This window comes from Chryseobacterium sp. CG10_8, assembly GCF_058117085.1.
Genome location: NZ_JBYVEB010000015.1, coordinates 1 through 17,678, shown reverse-complemented (window position 1 = coordinate 17,678; position 17,678 = coordinate 1). Strand labels below are relative to the sequence as shown.

Here is a 17,678-nt window from a genome sequence, read left to right as displayed (position 1 = left end):
AATAATTATCTGTTGGCCTTAATAAAGATCATTACTGCTCCAAAAATTAACGCAATGGAACCAGGGACAACTCCTGTTAGTAAAACTGCAAATCCTAAACAAAGAACAATACTACCAAGCACATATAGCAAAATACTGGAAGCTTTCTGTTGTTTTCTCTTTTCCAACAGTTGCTTGTTCTTTCGATCACTCATTTCCTGCAATACCTCATTGACATCTGATTCAAGATACCCGTCTTGAATTAGCTGCTTTCGTATATACTTTTCATTGTAATTGCTATTGAGATAATAGTGGTACTTGTTATAGATTTCTTGCTTTAGTTCTATTTTTGCCATTAATTATTAATTAGTTATGAAAATTAAACAAAATCAATCGTTATTATATAAATCTTTATATCTAAAAAAGACGTATTGTAAAAATAAGAAAATTGAGCGAAGTATATATAAAATGAGTGCAGATTGCGTAAGCGATGGTAGCGAAAATCCTTTTTCTCGCAAAAGATTAAGCTTGGAAAAAAGATTGTAGCGGATACTTCAGCAAGCTCAGTATAAACCAAGGTTACCCGAGTTGCTGGAAATGTTTTGGCGAAGGTTACGCCATAAAAAAACACCTTAAAAAAGGTGCTTTATCTATTTTTCAAAAAAAGTGAAATTCTTTTCTCTACAACTTAATGTTATTATGCGTTCTCCAAAATATAAGTGAACATCAATGGTGCACAAATAGTTGCATCACTTTCAACGATAAATTTCGGTGTAGTAATATCTAATTTACCCCAAGTAATTTTCTCATTTGGAACTGCTCCAGAATACGAACCGTAAGACGTCGTTGAATCTGAAATCTGACAGAAATACGACCAGAAAGGAATATCATGCATTTCCATATCTTGATACAACATCGGAACTACACAAATAGGGAAATCTCCTGCGATTCCGCCTCCGATTTGGAAGAAACCAACTCCTTTTCCACCAGAATTTGCAGTGTACCAATCTGCCAAATAAGCCATATATTCGATACCTGACTTCATTGTCGTTGGTTTTAACTCACCTTTAATGCAATAGCTTGCAAAAATATTTCCCATTGTAGAGTCTTCCCATCCTGGTACAACAATTGGCAAATTCTTTTCAGCAGCTGCAATCATCCAAGAATTTTCTCTTGGAATTTCATAGTATTGCTCTAAAACACCTGAAAGAATCATTTTGTACATAAATTCATGAGGAAAATATCTTTCTCCCTTAGTGTCTGCGTCTTTCCAAATTTCATAAATATGTTTCTGCAATCTTCGGAATGCTTCTTCTTCAGGAATACAAGTATCTGTAACACGATTCAATCCTCTTTCCAATAAATCCCACTCTTCTTGCGGAGTCAAATCTCTGTAATGAGGAACTCTTTCATAATGTGAATGTGCGACAAGATTCATTAAATCTTCCTCCAAGTTCGCACCTGTACAAGAAATGAAATTTACTTTGTTCTGACGAATCATTTCAGCCAAAATTTTCCCTAATTCAGCTGTTGACATAGCTCCAGCCAAAGTAATCATCATTTTACCACCATCTTTAAGGTGTGCTACATAGCCTTTGGATGCATCAACCAATGCAGCCGCATTGAAATGCAAATAATATTTTTCGATAAACTCGGTAATCGGTTTGCTCATTTTTTTGATTTTTGCAAAGATAGAAATTTGATATTAGAAGTTAGATATTAGATTTCAGATATTAGATAACAAATGTAATGAAAGAAACCCTAGATAATAGAGAATTTTTAAATTGTCTCATTTTCAAATTCTAAACCTGCGATTTTCTTTCTTTTCAGAATTCTGCTTCTTTTGATTCAGTCTTTTCTCGATTTGTCCTTTGGAAGGTTTTGTTGCTTTTCTTGGTTTGGGTTTAATCAACGATTTGTTGACTATTTCCAAAATTTTTTCGGTAGCGATTTTTTTGTTTTGAAGTTGAGTTCTACTTTCTGAAACGGTTAATCGTAAAACTCCCTCTAAGTTAATTCGATTTTTGAGTTTCTGAGAAATCAATTCTTTTTGCTCGTCATTGAAAAATTGACTGTCTGCAACTGTCCACATTACGGTAACAGTAGTTTCGACCTTGTTCACGTTTTGTCCGCCCGCGCCACTGCTGCGAGAAGTTTTGTAAGTGAGTTCTGTTGTGAAGTTTTTCATAAGTCGGAAGATGGAAGATTGAGGATGGAGGTTGTTGCAATTTCCTGAAGTTTAATTCTATCCACTTTTCCATTGGGCGTTCTTGGAATCTTCTGGACGAAAATAATTTCTTTCGGTTTGTGAAAAGACTTTTCGAATTCTAAATTTTGAATCTTAAATTTTAGTCTTCGACTTCGCTCAGACTGAAGATTTTGTTCCTTCATGCTGAGCGTAGTCGAAGCATCCTTTTCCACAACCAAAATTAATTTTTGACCAAGATTTTCATCCGGTATCCCCAGAAATACAACTTCATTTGGAATTTGCTTTTTAACCTTAGCTTCTAATTCTTCTGGGAAAATCTTTGCGCCAGCAGAATTAATGACATTATCTATTCTTCCTAAAAATCTGAATTGCTTCTCGCTTTTTAATTCAACTAAATCATTAGTTTTCAATATCTCAGAATTCAGTTTTGGAGCTAAAATAGTTAAACATCCGCTTTGATCTTGAGATATCTCGACACCATCTAAGACTGTAAAATAGCTTTCGGAATTGGGATAAATTTGTTTTAAAGCAATATGAGAGAGGGTTTCGGACATGCCGTAAGTTTCATACACTTCAACTCCGCTTAGTGTGACAGATTCAAGAACCGAGAACCGAGAACCCAGAGCTTCAAAAATTTTATTTTTTAAACTTTCTGAAACCGCTGCTCCGCCGATAATGAGTTTTCTTATGAGATGTATTTTATCAAGAGATTTTTCCACTTGTAAAGGCGTCATCGCACAGAAATCAATTGATTCATTCAAATTTTCTAAAGGGTTTAAACTTGGCTCGGAAAGATGCAATTGCAACTGTCTCTCTATGGACCGAACGACCATCATTTTTCCTGAAATATATTCTATCGGAAGGCAAATTAAGGCAGAATTTCCTTCTTTTAATCCTAAAAAATCGCAAGTCATTTTTGCGGAATTGAGCATTTTCTGCTTCTTTATTTCAAAAATTTTAGGAGCTCCCGTTGAACCAGATGTCTGCACAGCTACTGTTTTGGAATCAGAAAACCATTCTTTGAGAAACTCAAGAACATCATTATCGAATCTTTTTTCAAATTCTAACCCGTTAATATTTAAATCTTTAAAATCAATCATTGGAAAATAAAGGATAAAAGTAAAAAAATATTCAAAATTTTCTTTGTGTAAAAGGAATTTTATTTTAAATTTGCACCACCAAAAAACGGATAGACCCATGGTGTAATTGGTAACACACCTGATTTTGGTTCAGTCATTCGGGGTTCGAGTCCCTGTGGGTCTACAAAAAAACCTTCTGTAATTCAGAAGGTTTTTTGTTTTTATTTACATTCGATTCACGGTATCAATTCCTAATAATCCCAACGATTTTTTGATTGTTTTTGCTGTTAAATCGGACAGCTGAAGTCTGAAATTTTTGATATTTTCATCCTCTTGAATCAAAATTGGATTGTTTTGATAAAAAGAATTGTAAGATTTCACCACTTCATAGACATAGTTAGCAATATGCGCAGGGCTCAAGGTTTCAGCTGCTTTTTCAACTGTTTCCTTATAGTTGGATAATTGCATAATAAGCTCTTTTTCGAATTCATTTAACTCAACTTCCGAAGAAATTTCATTTCCTTTATAATCTGCTTTCGTTAAAAGAGATTGGATTCTCGCATATGTATATTGGATAAAAGGCCCTGTATTTCCATTAAAATCGATGCTTTCCGCTGGATTGAAAAGCATCTTCTTCTTAGGATCAACTTTCAACATGAAATACTTTAAAGCACCCATTCCAACGATTTCGTAAGAATTCTCTTTTTCTTCTTCGGATAAATTTTCGAGTTTACCCAGTTCTTGAGCTTTTGATTTCGCTGTTTCGTACATTTCCTGCATCAAATCATCTGCGTCCACAACTGTTCCTTCACGAGATTTCATTTTTCCGTCCGGAAGCTCAACCATTCCGTAAGACAAGTGGTACAATTGGTCTGCCCATTCGTAACCTAACTTCTTCAAAATACTAAATAATACTTGAAAATGGTAATCTTGCTCATTTCCCACAGTATAAATCAATTTTTGAATATTATTCTCCTTGAAACGCTGCACCGCTGTTCCCAAATCCTGAGTCATATAGACTGAAGTTCCATTAGAACGCATCAGTAATTTCTCGTCCAAACCAACATCCGTAAGATCACACCAAATTGAAGTGTCTTCTTTTTGATAAAAAACACCTTTTTCTAATCCTTCTTGAATCAAATCTTTTCCCAAAAGATAGGTATCACTCTCATATTGAGCTTGGTCAAAATCTACGCCTAACCTTTTGTATGTTTCATTAAAGCCAGCATATACCCACGAATTCATAGTACTCCACAGGTTTCTAACCTCAACATCTCCTTTCTCCCAATTCATCAACATTTCTTGAGCTTCCATGATAACTGGAGCTTGTTTCTTTGCATCTTCTTCACTCAGTCCTTGAGCAATTAATTCAAAGATTTCTTTTTTGTACTGTTTGTCAAATTCTACGTAGAAATTTCCAACTAATTTATCTCCTTTGAGACCTGAGCTTTCTGGTGTTGAACCATTTCCAAATTTTTCCCAAGCCAACATCGATTTACAAATATGGATTCCACGATCATTGATAACTTGAGTCTTGATGACGTTGTACCCATCTTCTGCAAGAATCTTTGCTACGGAGTACCCTAAAAGATTATTTCTGATATGGCCCAAATGCAATGGCTTGTTAGTATTAGGAGAAGAATACTCAACCATTACGGTCTCGTTCTTATCATCTCTTTTTCCAAAGTTTTGGTTAATGTCTTGAAAATTTTTGATGAAAAGCTGATCTTCAATTTCCAAATTCAGAAAACCCTTCACTACATTGTAACCTTTGATGTAATCAAACTTTGACGCTAACTCTGCTCCGAGTTCGTTACCAATGGCTTCGGGATTCTTCTTAAGTTCTTTTACCAAAGGAAAAATAACAATGGTGAAATCACCCGGAAAGTCCGTTTTATTCTCTTGAACTTCCAATGTCACGTCCCTCAATTGAAAAAGATTAAAAATAATCTCCGATATATTAGATTGTATATTGTTCTTGATACTCATGAAATATAAATTTTTGCAAAGATAAGGAAATAAAAAAACCACTCCGAAGAGTGGTTTGTAAATAGTTTTTTCTAACTAGTGTAGATTAGGCCAACTTGTACCATCTGTACGCGTTAAAATTGTGTCACCATATTCGCCATATGAAGTTTCCCAATGAAACGAAAAAGTACTCCCGCTCACAACAATATTACTTATTATGAATGTGTCTCCATATTGAGAACTTCCTGTAAACGATATTTGGTTACAAACATCTTTAAAACTAAGTCCATCTGCTGTTTCCGAATAGAAGTAAGGCCAACAACCAAAACTTGCATCTGAAATTGAATAAACACCAGCAGCGGTCTCTGTAAGGGTTACAGTCCCTGAAGTAGCAGTACCAACAACAGATCCACCTGGAGCAAAGAAATTAGATGTGGAATAATTATAAGTTCCCGCTAAATTTGATGAACAAGATACATCATAAATCAAGTATGGATAATGAGTAATCAAGCTGGAACTCATATCTGACGCACCAATTCCAGCACCTAAACTTGTATAGGTTGGATAGCTAACTCCACTTGTTGCGTGTGTGACAGCAAAGACAATAAACTGTTCTCCTACAGCAACACCTTGAGTTGAAATTGCTGGAAAATATTGTTTCAGTTCTGAAGCAGTAATAGTACCAGTAAAAGGCAACTGTGATGTTGAAATACCAGATTCTGCTAACACTGGTGCAAAACTACCATCGCCAGTCCATTCAACATAAACATCCACAGTACTTGCTAAATTTTTTCCAGCTTGATAATCAAGAGTATATACAATATTTGTTGAACTAAAATTTCCAGCATCAACGAATTGCGATCCAGATGACAATTTTTCAAATGCGGCTAGAGGCACCTCAACAGAGTTGGCACGCCCATGATCCAAGCTGTCTTCATCATTACACGATAGAGTGCTAACACTAAGCAAACTAAAAGCTAATATTCTAAATATATTTTTCATTTTATAAACTTATTAATTATCCCAAAAAACTTTATAGGTAGCAGGAGCTTTCTGTACTGGTGCACTTGAATTTGAAGCAAGTTCACTAGATGGCCAAAATTCTGACAACGGATAACTTCGGCTAATGTACGTTTCGCTATCGTCTAATCCAGCCAAAGCATATTCAGCTGTTGAGCTATTTGGATCCGGCCAAACTGGATACCCTGTTCTTCTATAATCATTATAACATTCCAAAGGATTACCAAAATTCGCTAACCACTTTTGAGTCATGATGATCTCCATTTTCTTTGAAGAAGAAGCAGTAGCAAACTCTGCTAAAACAGCAGAAACATAAGAACTCTGAGCAGAACTAGATATTGAAGAAATATTAGAATAAGCTGCTATCTGATTGACTTTTGCAAAGGCTGCATTCATTGCATTTTGAAGTGCAGTCTCAGCACTCCCAGAAACCAACCCAGCTTGAATTAATTCAGCTTCAATAAAATACCTGTCGTAATAAGTTAGCATTCTTAATGGAGCATACCCTGTCCCCGAAGTTATTTTTATACTGCCTCCAGTTCCCGAATCATACTTACCTCCTGCAATATAATTACCAACCATGGTTCCAGAAGACCTTTGAGCTGCATCAACATAAGGCCCAACAGAACCAAATCTAATTGACAAGAATCCTGTGGATAAGTCATGATAATCACCTGTATTGGTCGGCGTTTGACCGGGAGCTAGTTGATTTACATAATAATAGGGAGCTCGTGGATCAACGATACCAGTAAAAACATTCGTATTCCATCCTTTTTGCATTTCGTACAAGAAAGGACTTATGTAGTGGGTAATTTGTCCACCACCATATTCATCCCTAAAGAGTGGATTTCTCATATCTGCAGCGGTATTGCTAGAAGTGTATTTTAATTCAAAATCGTCATTGATGCTAGACATCAAGTTACCCCCTGAAATTAACGCCACCACTTCGGTATTATCATACAAACTCGTATTTCGAACTTTATTATAAAGATTCAATTTTAAGGTATTTGCAAATCTTTTCCATTTTCCTAAATTACCCGCATAAAAAATATCATCCGCACCAGGCTTAAAACTGTTAGTTGCTGTAACGCTAAGATTATTAACCCCTTGGTCAATTAGGTCAAAGCAAGCAGTATAAATTTCTTGATCATCTTGAAAAGCAGGATTCAAATTTCCTTGCCCTTGACCTGCCTCGCTAAATGGAATATCCCCCCAAACATCAACCGCCCTTGTAAAAGCGTAAGCTTTCATAATTTGCGCAATTCCCACATAAATCATATCATCATTTTCTGTTCCAGTGGTAATAACTGCGTCTAATTGCTTGACTGTGGATGAGTAGAAATTATCCCAAGAATTCTGGTTTGCCGAATTAGCTGTAGAAATATCGTATCTACCACCTTCTTCTCTTATAACCATCTGATGGGTATACGCTTGCAAAACCTCGCTATAATATAAACTATATGCAAAATCATTTGCTAGATTTAGTTGACCACCAGTTAATATACCTCCAATAGGCACTTCTGAAGGCTCATTAGGATTAACTTCTTCTACACTGTCAATATAATTACTACAAGACATTAAAGACACAACCGCCATTGAAGCCCATAATATATTTTTAAATTTTTTCATTTTTCTTGAATGTTTAGTGTTAAAATTGAACTTTTAAGTTAATTCCATATCTTTTCCCAGTTGGTGCTGCACCAAATTCAACGCCTACTAGGTTGGTTGTTCCAAAACTTGTCACATCTGGATCAAAGTTGGTATACTTTGGAACGTTAGGAGCAACATACCAAAGATTTTGCCCATACAAACTAAATTTGACAGACTTAATGAAAGTTCTCTCCAAGAATTTTTTAGGAAGTTCGTAACCTAAGTTTATCTCTCGTAAACGTATAACTGTTCCATCATATACTGCCCATTCATCAGCCCCATTTATCCCGTAAGAACCGCTTCCAAAATACATCGAATTAGCATTTATGGCAGTTGTATTTTGGATTACATTACCATTAGAGTCAAGAATTGGTTGGTAAGTATCTGTATTACCATAAACACCATTCATTACAAAAACCCCCTCTCTATCTTCGGTATCTCTTGTTACCCCTCGACCGAGATAATCAACAATTGTTTGAGAAAATACGTCTCCACCTTGCTTCCAATCAACTGAAAAACCTAGAGATATATTCTTATAATTAAGGGAATTAGTGAAGCCAACTCTAAAATCAGGATGAGGATTTCCAATAATCCTCTCATTTGGATCAACAATCATTGTACCTGTCGCTGGATCAATTAGTATATTTCCATTATCGTCTCTTGCTGCAGCAGATCCAAAAAACACTCCTGGTGCTTCACCAACAATATAATAGCCTGGCTGATTAGCTAAGATTTGAACTCTTGTCAACCCTTCTCTTAAGCTCAGTACTTCGCTTTTATATTTTGAAAAAGCTGTTTCGAACTCCCACTTGAAATTTTGCGTTTTTATAGGAATAATTGTTGTCGCTAATTCTATACCTTTTGTTTGAAGTTCTCCCATGTTTGTAAGGAAAGAATTATATCCAGTTGTTGATGCGATAGTTGCAGGAACAATCTGGTCAGTTGCGTTCTGTTTATACCAAGTAAAATTAACAGTTAATCTACGATTGAAAAACTCTAAATCAGTTCCAAATTCAATTTCTTTCAAAAGTTCTGGCTTTAAACCAGCATCTGTTATCTGCGAAGGCAAATAATACTGAGCTTGACCACCCCAAACAGGTGAATCAATGTTATAGTATCTGCCGACCGAATACGCTCCCAACGTATTTCCAACACCATTACCAACAGTTCCATAAGAAGCTCTTAACTTTCCAAAATTAAAAACATCACCTTTTAATTTGAATGCATCTGAAAATACAAATGATCCAGAAACACTATAGTAAAAATAATTATCATTATCACGAGGTAATGCAGAATCCCACTCATTCCTTCCAGTTAAAGTAAGAAATGCATAACTATTATAACCAAGAGTCATATCAGCATATATACCAAAGAGCCTATACCTATAGTAATTGTCTGCTTCTAGTGTAATATTTTTGTAATTAGACAAAGTGAATAGATTAGGGACTTTCATCTCTGTACCCTTAACCAAATACCTAGTTTCTGTTTTTTGGTTGAAATCTGTACCAATATTAGAAGTTAATGAGAAATTTGGAAATATCTCTTCCTTATTGATATTGAGCATCAATGCACCGTTGATTTCTTCTGATGTATAATTATCTTTTCTTTGTAGACCAAGACCTTGAGCGCCTCTTGAAAGTCTATCGATAATCTCTCGTCGTTCAAGATTGTATTTATTAACACCAAGACGACCATCTAGCTTTAACCATGAATTAAAATCATATCCCATATTTGCCTGTGCAACAGTCCTATCTGCTTCTGTTTTTATTTGGTTATGCTTCCAAGCCCATAAAGGATTGTCAAATTGGGAGGAACCATTCCATGTCAAAGGTGCACCAGTAATTGGATGCTCGTATGGTAAACTTGTATCCCAGTTTCTACCCAATATCATAGTTCTAGCAAAGGAGGATGTACCGGAACCATCAGCATCCGAAAACTGATTACTTCCAAAAAAAGAACCTACTTGCTTATTAGTAGAGTAAGATAATTTACCCCCCATTCTAAACTTGTTAACAACTGTATTCGCCCCTAAAGAGAAACTTGTCCTATCAAATTCAGAAAATGGAATATAACCTTCTTGCATTAACTTTGATGCAACCATTGTAATTGAAGAATTCTCAAATGTTTTATTAAGGGTTATCGAGTTATCCCAAAGATATCCAGTTCTGAAAAGATTTTTAACATTGTTTGGCTGAGCAACATACGGAATAGTTGATGTACTAATTACGCCTGAATTGTAAAACTCAGGCCATGTTGGAATTGTTTCAATCGTTCCGAATGCTGGCCCCCAAGAACCATTAGCATTAGAATAATTGAAGTTAGAACCAGTTCCATATTTATTTTGGTACTCTGGAAGATTTGCAATATCTTCAAATGCAGTAGTTGTCGAAAAATCAATATTTAATCTATCCCTTTTCCCCCTATTTAATGAACCAGATTTAGTGGTAATAAGTATAACCCCATTGGATCCACGAGAACCATAGAGAGATGCTGCGGCTGCACCCTTCAAAATATTCATAGACTCAATATCATTCGGGTCTAACGATGAAATACCGGCCATGTTTTGAGCTCCACTTACGGTCCTAGAAGAGGAAGATACCTCAGAATCAGAATAAGGAATACCATCAACAATAATCAAAGGATCATTTCCATTCATTGAATTCATACCTCTAATGACAATCTTGTTGGCTGATCCAGGCTGTCCAGTTGAGGTATTAATCGTTAACCCTGGAACTGAATTCCCAATAGATCTAAAGATATCGGGTTCAGCGTTATCTGTTAATTCATCAGAACTAACTTTGGAAGTTGTATAGCCGATTTCCTTAACATTTCTTTTAATCCCCAAAGCCGTCACTACGACTTCATCGATTTTTTTTGCCTTAGCAGTATCTTGTTGCGCGTTTACAATCGTAAAGGACGAAACAAGAACAACAGCTAAAACGCTTGTTGTTAGTTTCTTCATATCAAATAAATTTCTATAATGTGAACAAAATTGTAAAAAAAACTTAATGTATGCAAATAATTCCTTAATTATTTATTAATTCGAGCATAGTATATTATTAATCATTAATATTTTAAAATACTAAAACATTCATAATAACAGCTCTTTAGCAGTGTTTTTAATCTATTTGATAAAACGGTATATTTGTTAAATTATTTTAACAAATGTCATTACTTAAAAGTTTTTCTAGCGGATTTGTTGAAGCGGGCTGTGATGAGGTCGGCAGAGGTTGCTTATGTGGACCTGTTGTTGCAGCCGCGGTAATACTTAGTGATTCTTTCGAAAACGACTTGGTAAATGATTCCAAGAAGCTTAATTTCAAAGTTAGGGGAGAATTGGACAGCTATATTAAAGAGCATGTTAACGCGTACGCTATTGCTGAATTGTCACCCGAATTTATAGACGAACACAACATATTACAAGCTTCAATTCACGCAATGCATTTGGCTCTAGATGGATTATCAATTCAACCTGAGTTGATTTTGGTGGATGGTAACAAGTTTCATCCTTATAATTTCACTCCCCATCATTGCATTGTCAAAGGAGACTCAAAATATTTGAGTATTGCTGCTGCTTCAATCTTAGCAAAAAACTATAGAGACCAACTGATGATCCAGCTTCATGAAGAGTTTCCACAATATGGTTGGGATAAAAATTTTGGTTATGCAACGAAACAACATCAAAAAGCGCTGAAAGAGTTTGGCCCGACCATTCATCATCGCAAATCCTTTCGTCTTGATTATGATTAAATAAAAAAGTCAGAGATTATCTGGCTTTAAATTATTTTATAAAAGTTTATTTCTTTTTCTGTCTGTTCGCTTGATCTTGCTGCACACGTTGTTGCTCTTGAGCTTTCTCCATCATTTCACGCATACGCTTTTGGAATTTACCTTCTTTTTTTGGTTCTTTTTGTTTATTCATTTGGATCTGAGCGTGAATTTTCTTTTCATCCAAAATCCAATATTTAATCACCAAAATGATCAAAATATTAATAGCGTTGGAAACAAAATAATACCAAGAAAGTCCAGAAGCAGAAGTATTTAAGAAAAACAAGAATGTTATTGGGAAAATATACATTATCACCTTCATATTAGGCATCCCTTCTTGCTGTGGCATCTGAGTTGAACCAGCGGTCATTATCGTATAGATAAGAATTACCGCAGTACACGCCAAAGCAAAAACACTTAAATGATCTCCTAAAAATGGAATACTAAAAGGTAATTTAATTAAATCGTCATATGCTGTCAAATCCTTTGCAAACCAAAAGCTTTTTCCTCTCAACTCAATAAAATTAGGGAAGAATCGGAAAAGTGCATAGAAAATAGGAATCTGCAATAACGCTGGAAGACAGCCTGCCATTTGATTAACTCCTGCCTTTCTATAGACCGCCATCACTTCCTGTTGTTTCTTCATTGGGTCAGCATCTTTGTACTTCTTGTTAACCTCATCAATTTCAGGGCGGATGACTCTCATCATCGCACTTAATTTATGCTGACGGAACATTACAGGAGCCAATAATAATTTGACCAAGATGGTCATCAAGAAAATTATCCATCCTGCTGGAATCCCCCATTTTGCAATGATATTATACATTGGAATGAAGAAGTAACGGTTCATTGCTCCGATAAAAGTCCAACCCAAAGGTAAAATTTCGTCAAAGTTCTTACCTTCATAAGATTTTAATAAAGGTAAATCCAAAGGCAAGAAGTACCAAGTAAAATCTTGATTGAACTCGCCTCCATTCATAGCAATTTGTCCATCAAAATTGAATTTCTTTAAGTATTCTCCCTCTTCAATTGGTTCAGAACTACCTTTTGAGTTATTGAAACCAGTCTTTGATTCGATGACAGAAGAAAAGAACTGTTGCTTAATTGCTAACCAATTAAGTGTCTCATCTGGTTCTTCCAATGTTGTTCTTCCATCCGTATCATAATCTTCATAATTGCTAAATGCATATCCAAATTCTGAATGGGATTGTTCTTGTGCTCGACCTTTTTCTAATTCTCTTACATTGTAATCCCAGATAAAATCAGCTTCGGAACCAGAAGTAAGATTAGCAAGACCTTGAGTTTTAACTTTAAAATCTAAGGTGTATTTTGGAAGTAAAGTATAGACGAACTGAATGCTTACATTGGGGATAGCGTAAGTCATTGTCACAGTATTTCCGCTTACTGTCGGAACGAAATTAAGGTCTCTTGTATTAATTAACTTACCTGCTTTATCTTTGAATTGAAAACCGTAAGTCGAATTGTTCTTCTGAATAATATTAAGCGGTAGATCCGCTTTGTCGGTTTGCTTATTGTAAGCTTTATATTTCTTCAACTCTACGGAAGAAAGTTGACCTCCAAGACTTGCAAACTCTAGATTAAGTTCATCATTTTGAAGTTTGACATTCTGAATCGAAGCCGGCGAAACATTTTGAGGAATGGTCGCTGTCGAAGTTGTTGTTGCAGGTGTTGCTTTTGACTGCTCCGTTTTGGCTTTAGTTTGTTCTGTTGCTTGCTGATTTTTTGCTTGTTGATTTTGGAAATAAAACATGGCTCCCAAAAAAAGCAAAGAAAAAATCATGAAACTAATCAGTTGTTTTCTATCTAATCCGCTGTTCTGTTGCATTATATTTTTTTAATTAAAAGATTAAGATTCAAAAATTTTGACAAATCTTATTCCGTGAAAATTAGAGTGGACAAAAATACAGATAATTTTGGAATCGTTTACTTTTTGTCAGATAAAAAATGCTTCCGAAAGGGAAGCATTTTTAATTTCGTAGTTATTACTCAGCTTTGTTGTCTGTACAAGCTTTGACAAACGCAATAAATAAAGGGTGCGGAGTCTCCACTGTACTTTTGTATTCTGGATGATATTGTACTCCAATATAGAAAGGATGGTTCTTCAACTCCAAAGTTTCCACCAAATTAGTTTCTGGGTTAAATCCTGTCGGAATTAATCCTTGTTTTTCGAAATCCTGTTGATACTCCGAATTGAACTCATATCGGTGACGGTGCCTTTCCGAGATATGCTTGCTTCCATAGATTTCTTGTAATTTGGAGTTGTTCTTCAAGTCACATTTCCAAGCTCCAAGTCTCATTGTTCCACCTTTTTCTACTACATTTTTCTGATCTGCCATTAGAGAAATCACTGGATCTGGTGACGAGGTATCAAATTCCATTGAGTTGGCTTTCTCTAATCCTAAAACATTTCTTGCAAACTCAATCGTCATCACTTGCATTCCCAAACAAATTCCCAAAAGCGGAATATTATTTTCACGGGCATATTTAGTAGCTAAAATTTTACCTTCAATACCACGGTCACCAAAACCTGGAGCAATAAGCATTCCGTCGATTCCAGCAAACGTTTCTTTAATATTATCTTCAGTAAGTTCACCACTATACACCCATCTCACTTTGACTTCGGTTTCTTTCTCTGCGCCGGCGTGGATAAAGGCTTCCGCAATAGATTTGTAAGAATCTTGTAATGAGACATATTTTCCTACAAGAGCGATTTCAATAGATTTTTTAGGATTTTTGTATCGCTTCAGGAAGTTTTTCCAATCCTTAAGTTCAGCTTTTTTGTCAGATTTTAATCCTAATTCTTTTAGAACCACTTCATCAAAATGTTGCTTCTCCAAGTATAATGGAACTTCGTAAATCGTGTCCATATCAATACTTTCAATCACATTTTCTACAGCTACATTACAGAATTGAGCCAATTTTCCTCTGATTTCTTTCGAAATTTTGTGTTCGGTTCTACAAACCAAAACATCCGCCTGAATACCGCTTTCCATCAACATTCTAACAGAGTGTTGCGAAGGCTTGGTCTTCAATTCTCCACTTGCAGAAAGATATGGAAGTAGCGTCAAATGGATGACCATCGAATTTTTTTCACCCAATTCCCATTTCAATTGTCTTACTGATTCAATGTAAGGAAGAGACTCGATGTCACCAACAGTTCCACCGATTTCAGTAATGATAATATCGTAATTTTGTTTTGCAAGAATCTTGATTCTACGCTTGATTTCATTGGTGATATGCGGAATTACCTGCACTGTTTTTCCTAAAAAATCACCTTTTCTTTCTTTTTCGATAACCGTTTGGTAGATTCTACCCGTCGTAACATTATTATTTTGGGAAGTTGGTTCGTCTAGAAATCTTTCGTAATGTCCTAAATCCAAGTCTGTTTCAGCTCCATCCTCGGTCACATAACATTCGCCATGTTCGTATGGATTAAGCGTTCCTGGGTCGATGTTGATATAGGGGTCTAGTTTTTGGATAGTCACTTTGTAACCTCTTGATTTCAAGAGTAATCCGAGTGATGCAGATACAATTCCTTTTCCTAGTGAAGAAGTAACTCCTCCGGTAACGAAGATGTACTTCGTATTCTTTTTGCTCATTAGATTTAGGTTTGTGCAAAGTTAAAAGAAAAAGAAATAGTAGGCAATTTTAATTCAGTTTGTATATCCAAAATTTTGAATTTTAAGATAATTTTCTCTAAAAATTAATTTGCAATATTTTGACAACCAGTTTATTGTTTATGATAATTTTTTCTTTAGCCAATACTTTCTTTCCAAACTAGCAAAAATTTACCGAACTTTGCCCTCCTTCAAAAATATAGAAAATTAAAGTTCAGATTTTTTGAATTAAAGTTAAAATAGACCAACTGATGAAACTCTGTATCGCCGAAAAACCAAGTGTAGCACGAGATCTCGCCAAAGTATTGGGAGCGACTGCTTCTTTGGGTGGTTATTACGAAGGCAATGGATATTGGGTGACGTGGACTTTCGGACATCTTTGTACGCTGAAAGAACCACAAGATTATTCTCCTGCATACAAATCTTGGAACCTGTTCTCGCTTCCAATCATTCCACAAAATTTTGGAATTAAATTGATTGAGAACAACGGAGTTGAAAAACAGTTTAAGGTTATTGAAAGATTAGTTCAGGAATGTGATGAAGTCATTAATTGCGGGGATGCAGGACAAGAAGGAGAACTCATTCAAAGATGGGTTTTACAGAAAGCCAAATGCAACAAACCGATGAAACGACTTTGGATTTCTTCATTGACAGAAGATGCCATTCGTGAAGGATTTTCATCACTGAAACCTGCAGGAAATTATCAAAATCTTTATCTCGCAGGAAACGCAAGAGCAATCGGTGATTGGCTTTTGGGAATTAATGCAACTCGATTATTCACAAAAAAATTTGGTGGAAATAAAGCGGTTTTGTCGATTGGTAGAGTTCAAACCCCAACTTTAGCCATGTTGGTTGAAAGACAAAAAGAAATCAACGCTTTTACTTCTTCCGATTATTGGGAGCTCAAAACCAAATATCGTGACGTGGTTTTCAATGCTTCCATTGACCGACTGAAATCCAAAGACCGAGCTGAAAAAGGTTTGGAATATTTAAAACAACACCAATTTGAAATTGTTTCTTTTGAAATTAAAGAAGGAAAGGAAAAAAATCCTCGATTGTTCGATTTGACGGCGTTGCAAGTAGAAGCTAACAAGAAATATGGTTATTCTGCGGAAAACACCTTAAAATATATTCAAAGTCTTTACGAAAAAAAGCACACCACTTATCCAAGAGTTGACACGACATACCTTTCTGAAAATTTGTATCCGAAAATTGAGGGAATTTTGAGGTCGATGCGTTTTTACCAAGACCTTGTTGCTCCTCTACTGGAAACGACTATTCCGAAGTCAAAAGCCGTTTTTGATGATAGTAAAGTAACCGACCATCACGCCATTATTCCAACGGAAATTCTGCCATCACAAAGTTTGAGCAAAGAGGAAAAATTGGTTTATGATTTGGTAGCGAAACGTTTTATTGCGGTGTTCTACCCCGAATGTAAAATTTCAAATACTTTGGTGGAAGGAAAGGTTGAAACCATTCCGTTTAAAGCTTCGGGAAGACAAATTTTAGAGCCGGGTTGGAGATTGGTTTACGCCAAAGACAAAAAGGAAACTTCTGAAAAAGACGAAAAAGAGGAAGAACAAACCATTCCTGAATTTGTTGCAGGTGAAAAAGGCGACCACGAACCCATCATTCATCAAGGGAAAACAAGTCCGCCAAAACCTTACACAGAAGCAACGCTTCTTCGAGCGATGGAAACCGCTGGAAAACAAGTGGACGATGAAGAACTTCGTGAAATGCTTAAAAATAATGGCATTGGAAGACCTTCGACCCGTGCGAATATTATCGAGACCCTTTTCAAACGAAAATACATCGAAAAGAAAAAGAAAAACCTTTACGCCACCGCAACCGGAATGGACCTCATTGATACCATCGAAGACGAATTATTGAAAAGTCCCGAACTAACCGGAGAATGGGAGTTTAAACTCCGAAAAATTGAAAAGGGTGAATATGAAGCCAATCATTTCAAGGAAGAACTCATCCAAATGGTGAAAGACCTTACCAAAAAAGTCATCGATGGAAGAGGGAAAATGATTACGTTACACGAAGAAAAAGAAGAAACTCCCAAAGAAAAAGCACCAAGAAAGACAACTGAAATTTCGTGGGAAACCACGACTTGTCCAAAATGTAAAAATCATACTGTTCTAAAGGGAAAAACCGCGGTTGGATGTTCTGATTATAAAGTGTGTACGTTTAAAATTCCGTTCGAGATATTTGGAAAGAAAATTTCTGAAAAACAATTAATGGATTTAATTACTAAAGGAAAAACCTCTAAACTAAAAGGTTATTCAGCGCATCCTGAGGGAATTACGGAAGGGGTTTTAAGCTTGAATGAACAGTTTGAAATTGAGGTGAAATAATTTTCTT

General features: G+C 35.7%; 12 protein-coding genes and 1 tRNA gene. 3 read left to right on the top strand and 10 right to left on the bottom strand.

Annotated elements, in window-relative coordinates; genetic code table 11:
• Positions 1-5: 5 nt before the first annotated feature.
• The 4 genes from AC4AGG_RS04485 to AC4AGG_RS04470 all read right to left on the bottom strand — a co-directional run bounded on the left by AC4AGG_RS04485 (position 6) and on the right by AC4AGG_RS04470 (position 3,288).
• Positions 6-335 carry a hypothetical protein gene (locus AC4AGG_RS04485; protein WP_489770787.1) on the bottom strand — a complete coding sequence of 110 codons (330 nt, stop codon included), beginning with the start codon at positions 333-335 and terminating at the stop codon, positions 6-8.
• Between the two features lie 341 nt (positions 336-676).
• Entirely contained in the window at positions 677-1,651 is a 975-nt protein-coding gene (locus AC4AGG_RS04480; RefSeq protein WP_489770786.1) for a deoxyhypusine synthase family protein, read from the bottom strand.
• Between the two features lie 123 nt (positions 1,652-1,774).
• Positions 1,775-2,167: an alternative ribosome rescue aminoacyl-tRNA hydrolase ArfB gene (gene arfB, locus AC4AGG_RS04475; protein ID WP_489770785.1), complete on the bottom strand. Its 393-nt coding sequence runs from the start codon at positions 2,165-2,167 to the stop codon at positions 1,775-1,777.
• A complete protein-coding gene (locus AC4AGG_RS04470) occupies positions 2,164-3,288 on the bottom strand; it encodes an AMP-binding protein (RefSeq protein WP_489770784.1) in 1,125 nt (374 codons plus the stop codon). The genes arfB and AC4AGG_RS04470 overlap by 4 nt, the downstream gene beginning before the upstream one ends.
• A 91-nt stretch (positions 3,289-3,379) precedes the next feature.
• Here AC4AGG_RS04470 and AC4AGG_RS04465 point away from each other — a divergent pair.
• A tRNA-Gln gene (locus tag AC4AGG_RS04465) sits at positions 3,380-3,451 on the top strand.
• A 41-nt stretch (positions 3,452-3,492) separates the two neighbouring features.
• Here the strand turns inward: AC4AGG_RS04465 and argS are convergent.
• The 4 genes from argS to AC4AGG_RS04445 form a co-directional block, all read right to left on the bottom strand.
• Positions 3,493-5,256, bottom strand: coding sequence for an arginine--tRNA ligase (gene argS / locus AC4AGG_RS04460; protein ID WP_489770783.1), 1,764 nt, complete (start codon positions 5,254-5,256; stop codon positions 3,493-3,495).
• Between the two features lie 75 nt (positions 5,257-5,331).
• Complete coding sequence (locus tag AC4AGG_RS04455; RefSeq protein WP_489770782.1) at positions 5,332-6,237, bottom strand: hypothetical protein; 906 nt, start codon at positions 6,235-6,237, stop codon at positions 5,332-5,334.
• A 12-nt stretch (positions 6,238-6,249) separates the two neighbouring features.
• Entirely contained in the window at positions 6,250-7,884 is a 1,635-nt protein-coding gene (locus tag AC4AGG_RS04450; protein ID WP_489770781.1) for a SusD/RagB family nutrient-binding outer membrane lipoprotein, read from the bottom strand.
• 19 nt (positions 7,885-7,903) lie between these two features.
• Positions 7,904-10,867 carry a SusC/RagA family TonB-linked outer membrane protein gene (locus AC4AGG_RS04445; protein ID WP_489770780.1) on the bottom strand — a complete coding sequence of 988 codons (2,964 nt, stop codon included), beginning with the start codon at positions 10,865-10,867 and terminating at the stop codon, positions 7,904-7,906.
• A gap of 203 nt (positions 10,868-11,070) precedes the next feature.
• Here AC4AGG_RS04445 and rnhB point away from each other — a divergent pair, with 203 nt between their 5' ends.
• Positions 11,071-11,655, top strand: a complete 585-nt coding sequence (gene rnhB / locus AC4AGG_RS04440; RefSeq protein ID WP_489770779.1) for a ribonuclease HII — start codon at positions 11,071-11,073, stop codon at positions 11,653-11,655.
• A gap of 46 nt (positions 11,656-11,701) precedes the next feature.
• Here the strand turns inward: rnhB and yidC are convergent, their stop codons facing one another.
• Positions 11,702-13,519, bottom strand: a complete 1,818-nt coding sequence (gene yidC / locus AC4AGG_RS04435) for a membrane protein insertase YidC (protein WP_489770778.1) — start codon at positions 13,517-13,519, stop codon at positions 11,702-11,704.
• A gap of 157 nt (positions 13,520-13,676) precedes the next feature.
• Positions 13,677-15,293, bottom strand: coding sequence for a CTP synthase (gene pyrG / locus AC4AGG_RS04430; RefSeq protein ID WP_489770777.1), 1,617 nt, complete (start codon positions 15,291-15,293; stop codon positions 13,677-13,679).
• A 269-nt stretch (positions 15,294-15,562) separates the two neighbouring features.
• Here pyrG and AC4AGG_RS04425 point away from each other — a divergent pair, with 269 nt between their 5' ends.
• Entirely contained in the window at positions 15,563-17,671 is a 2,109-nt protein-coding gene (locus AC4AGG_RS04425) for a type IA DNA topoisomerase (protein WP_489770776.1), read from the top strand.
• Positions 17,672-17,678: the final 7 nt, after the last annotated feature.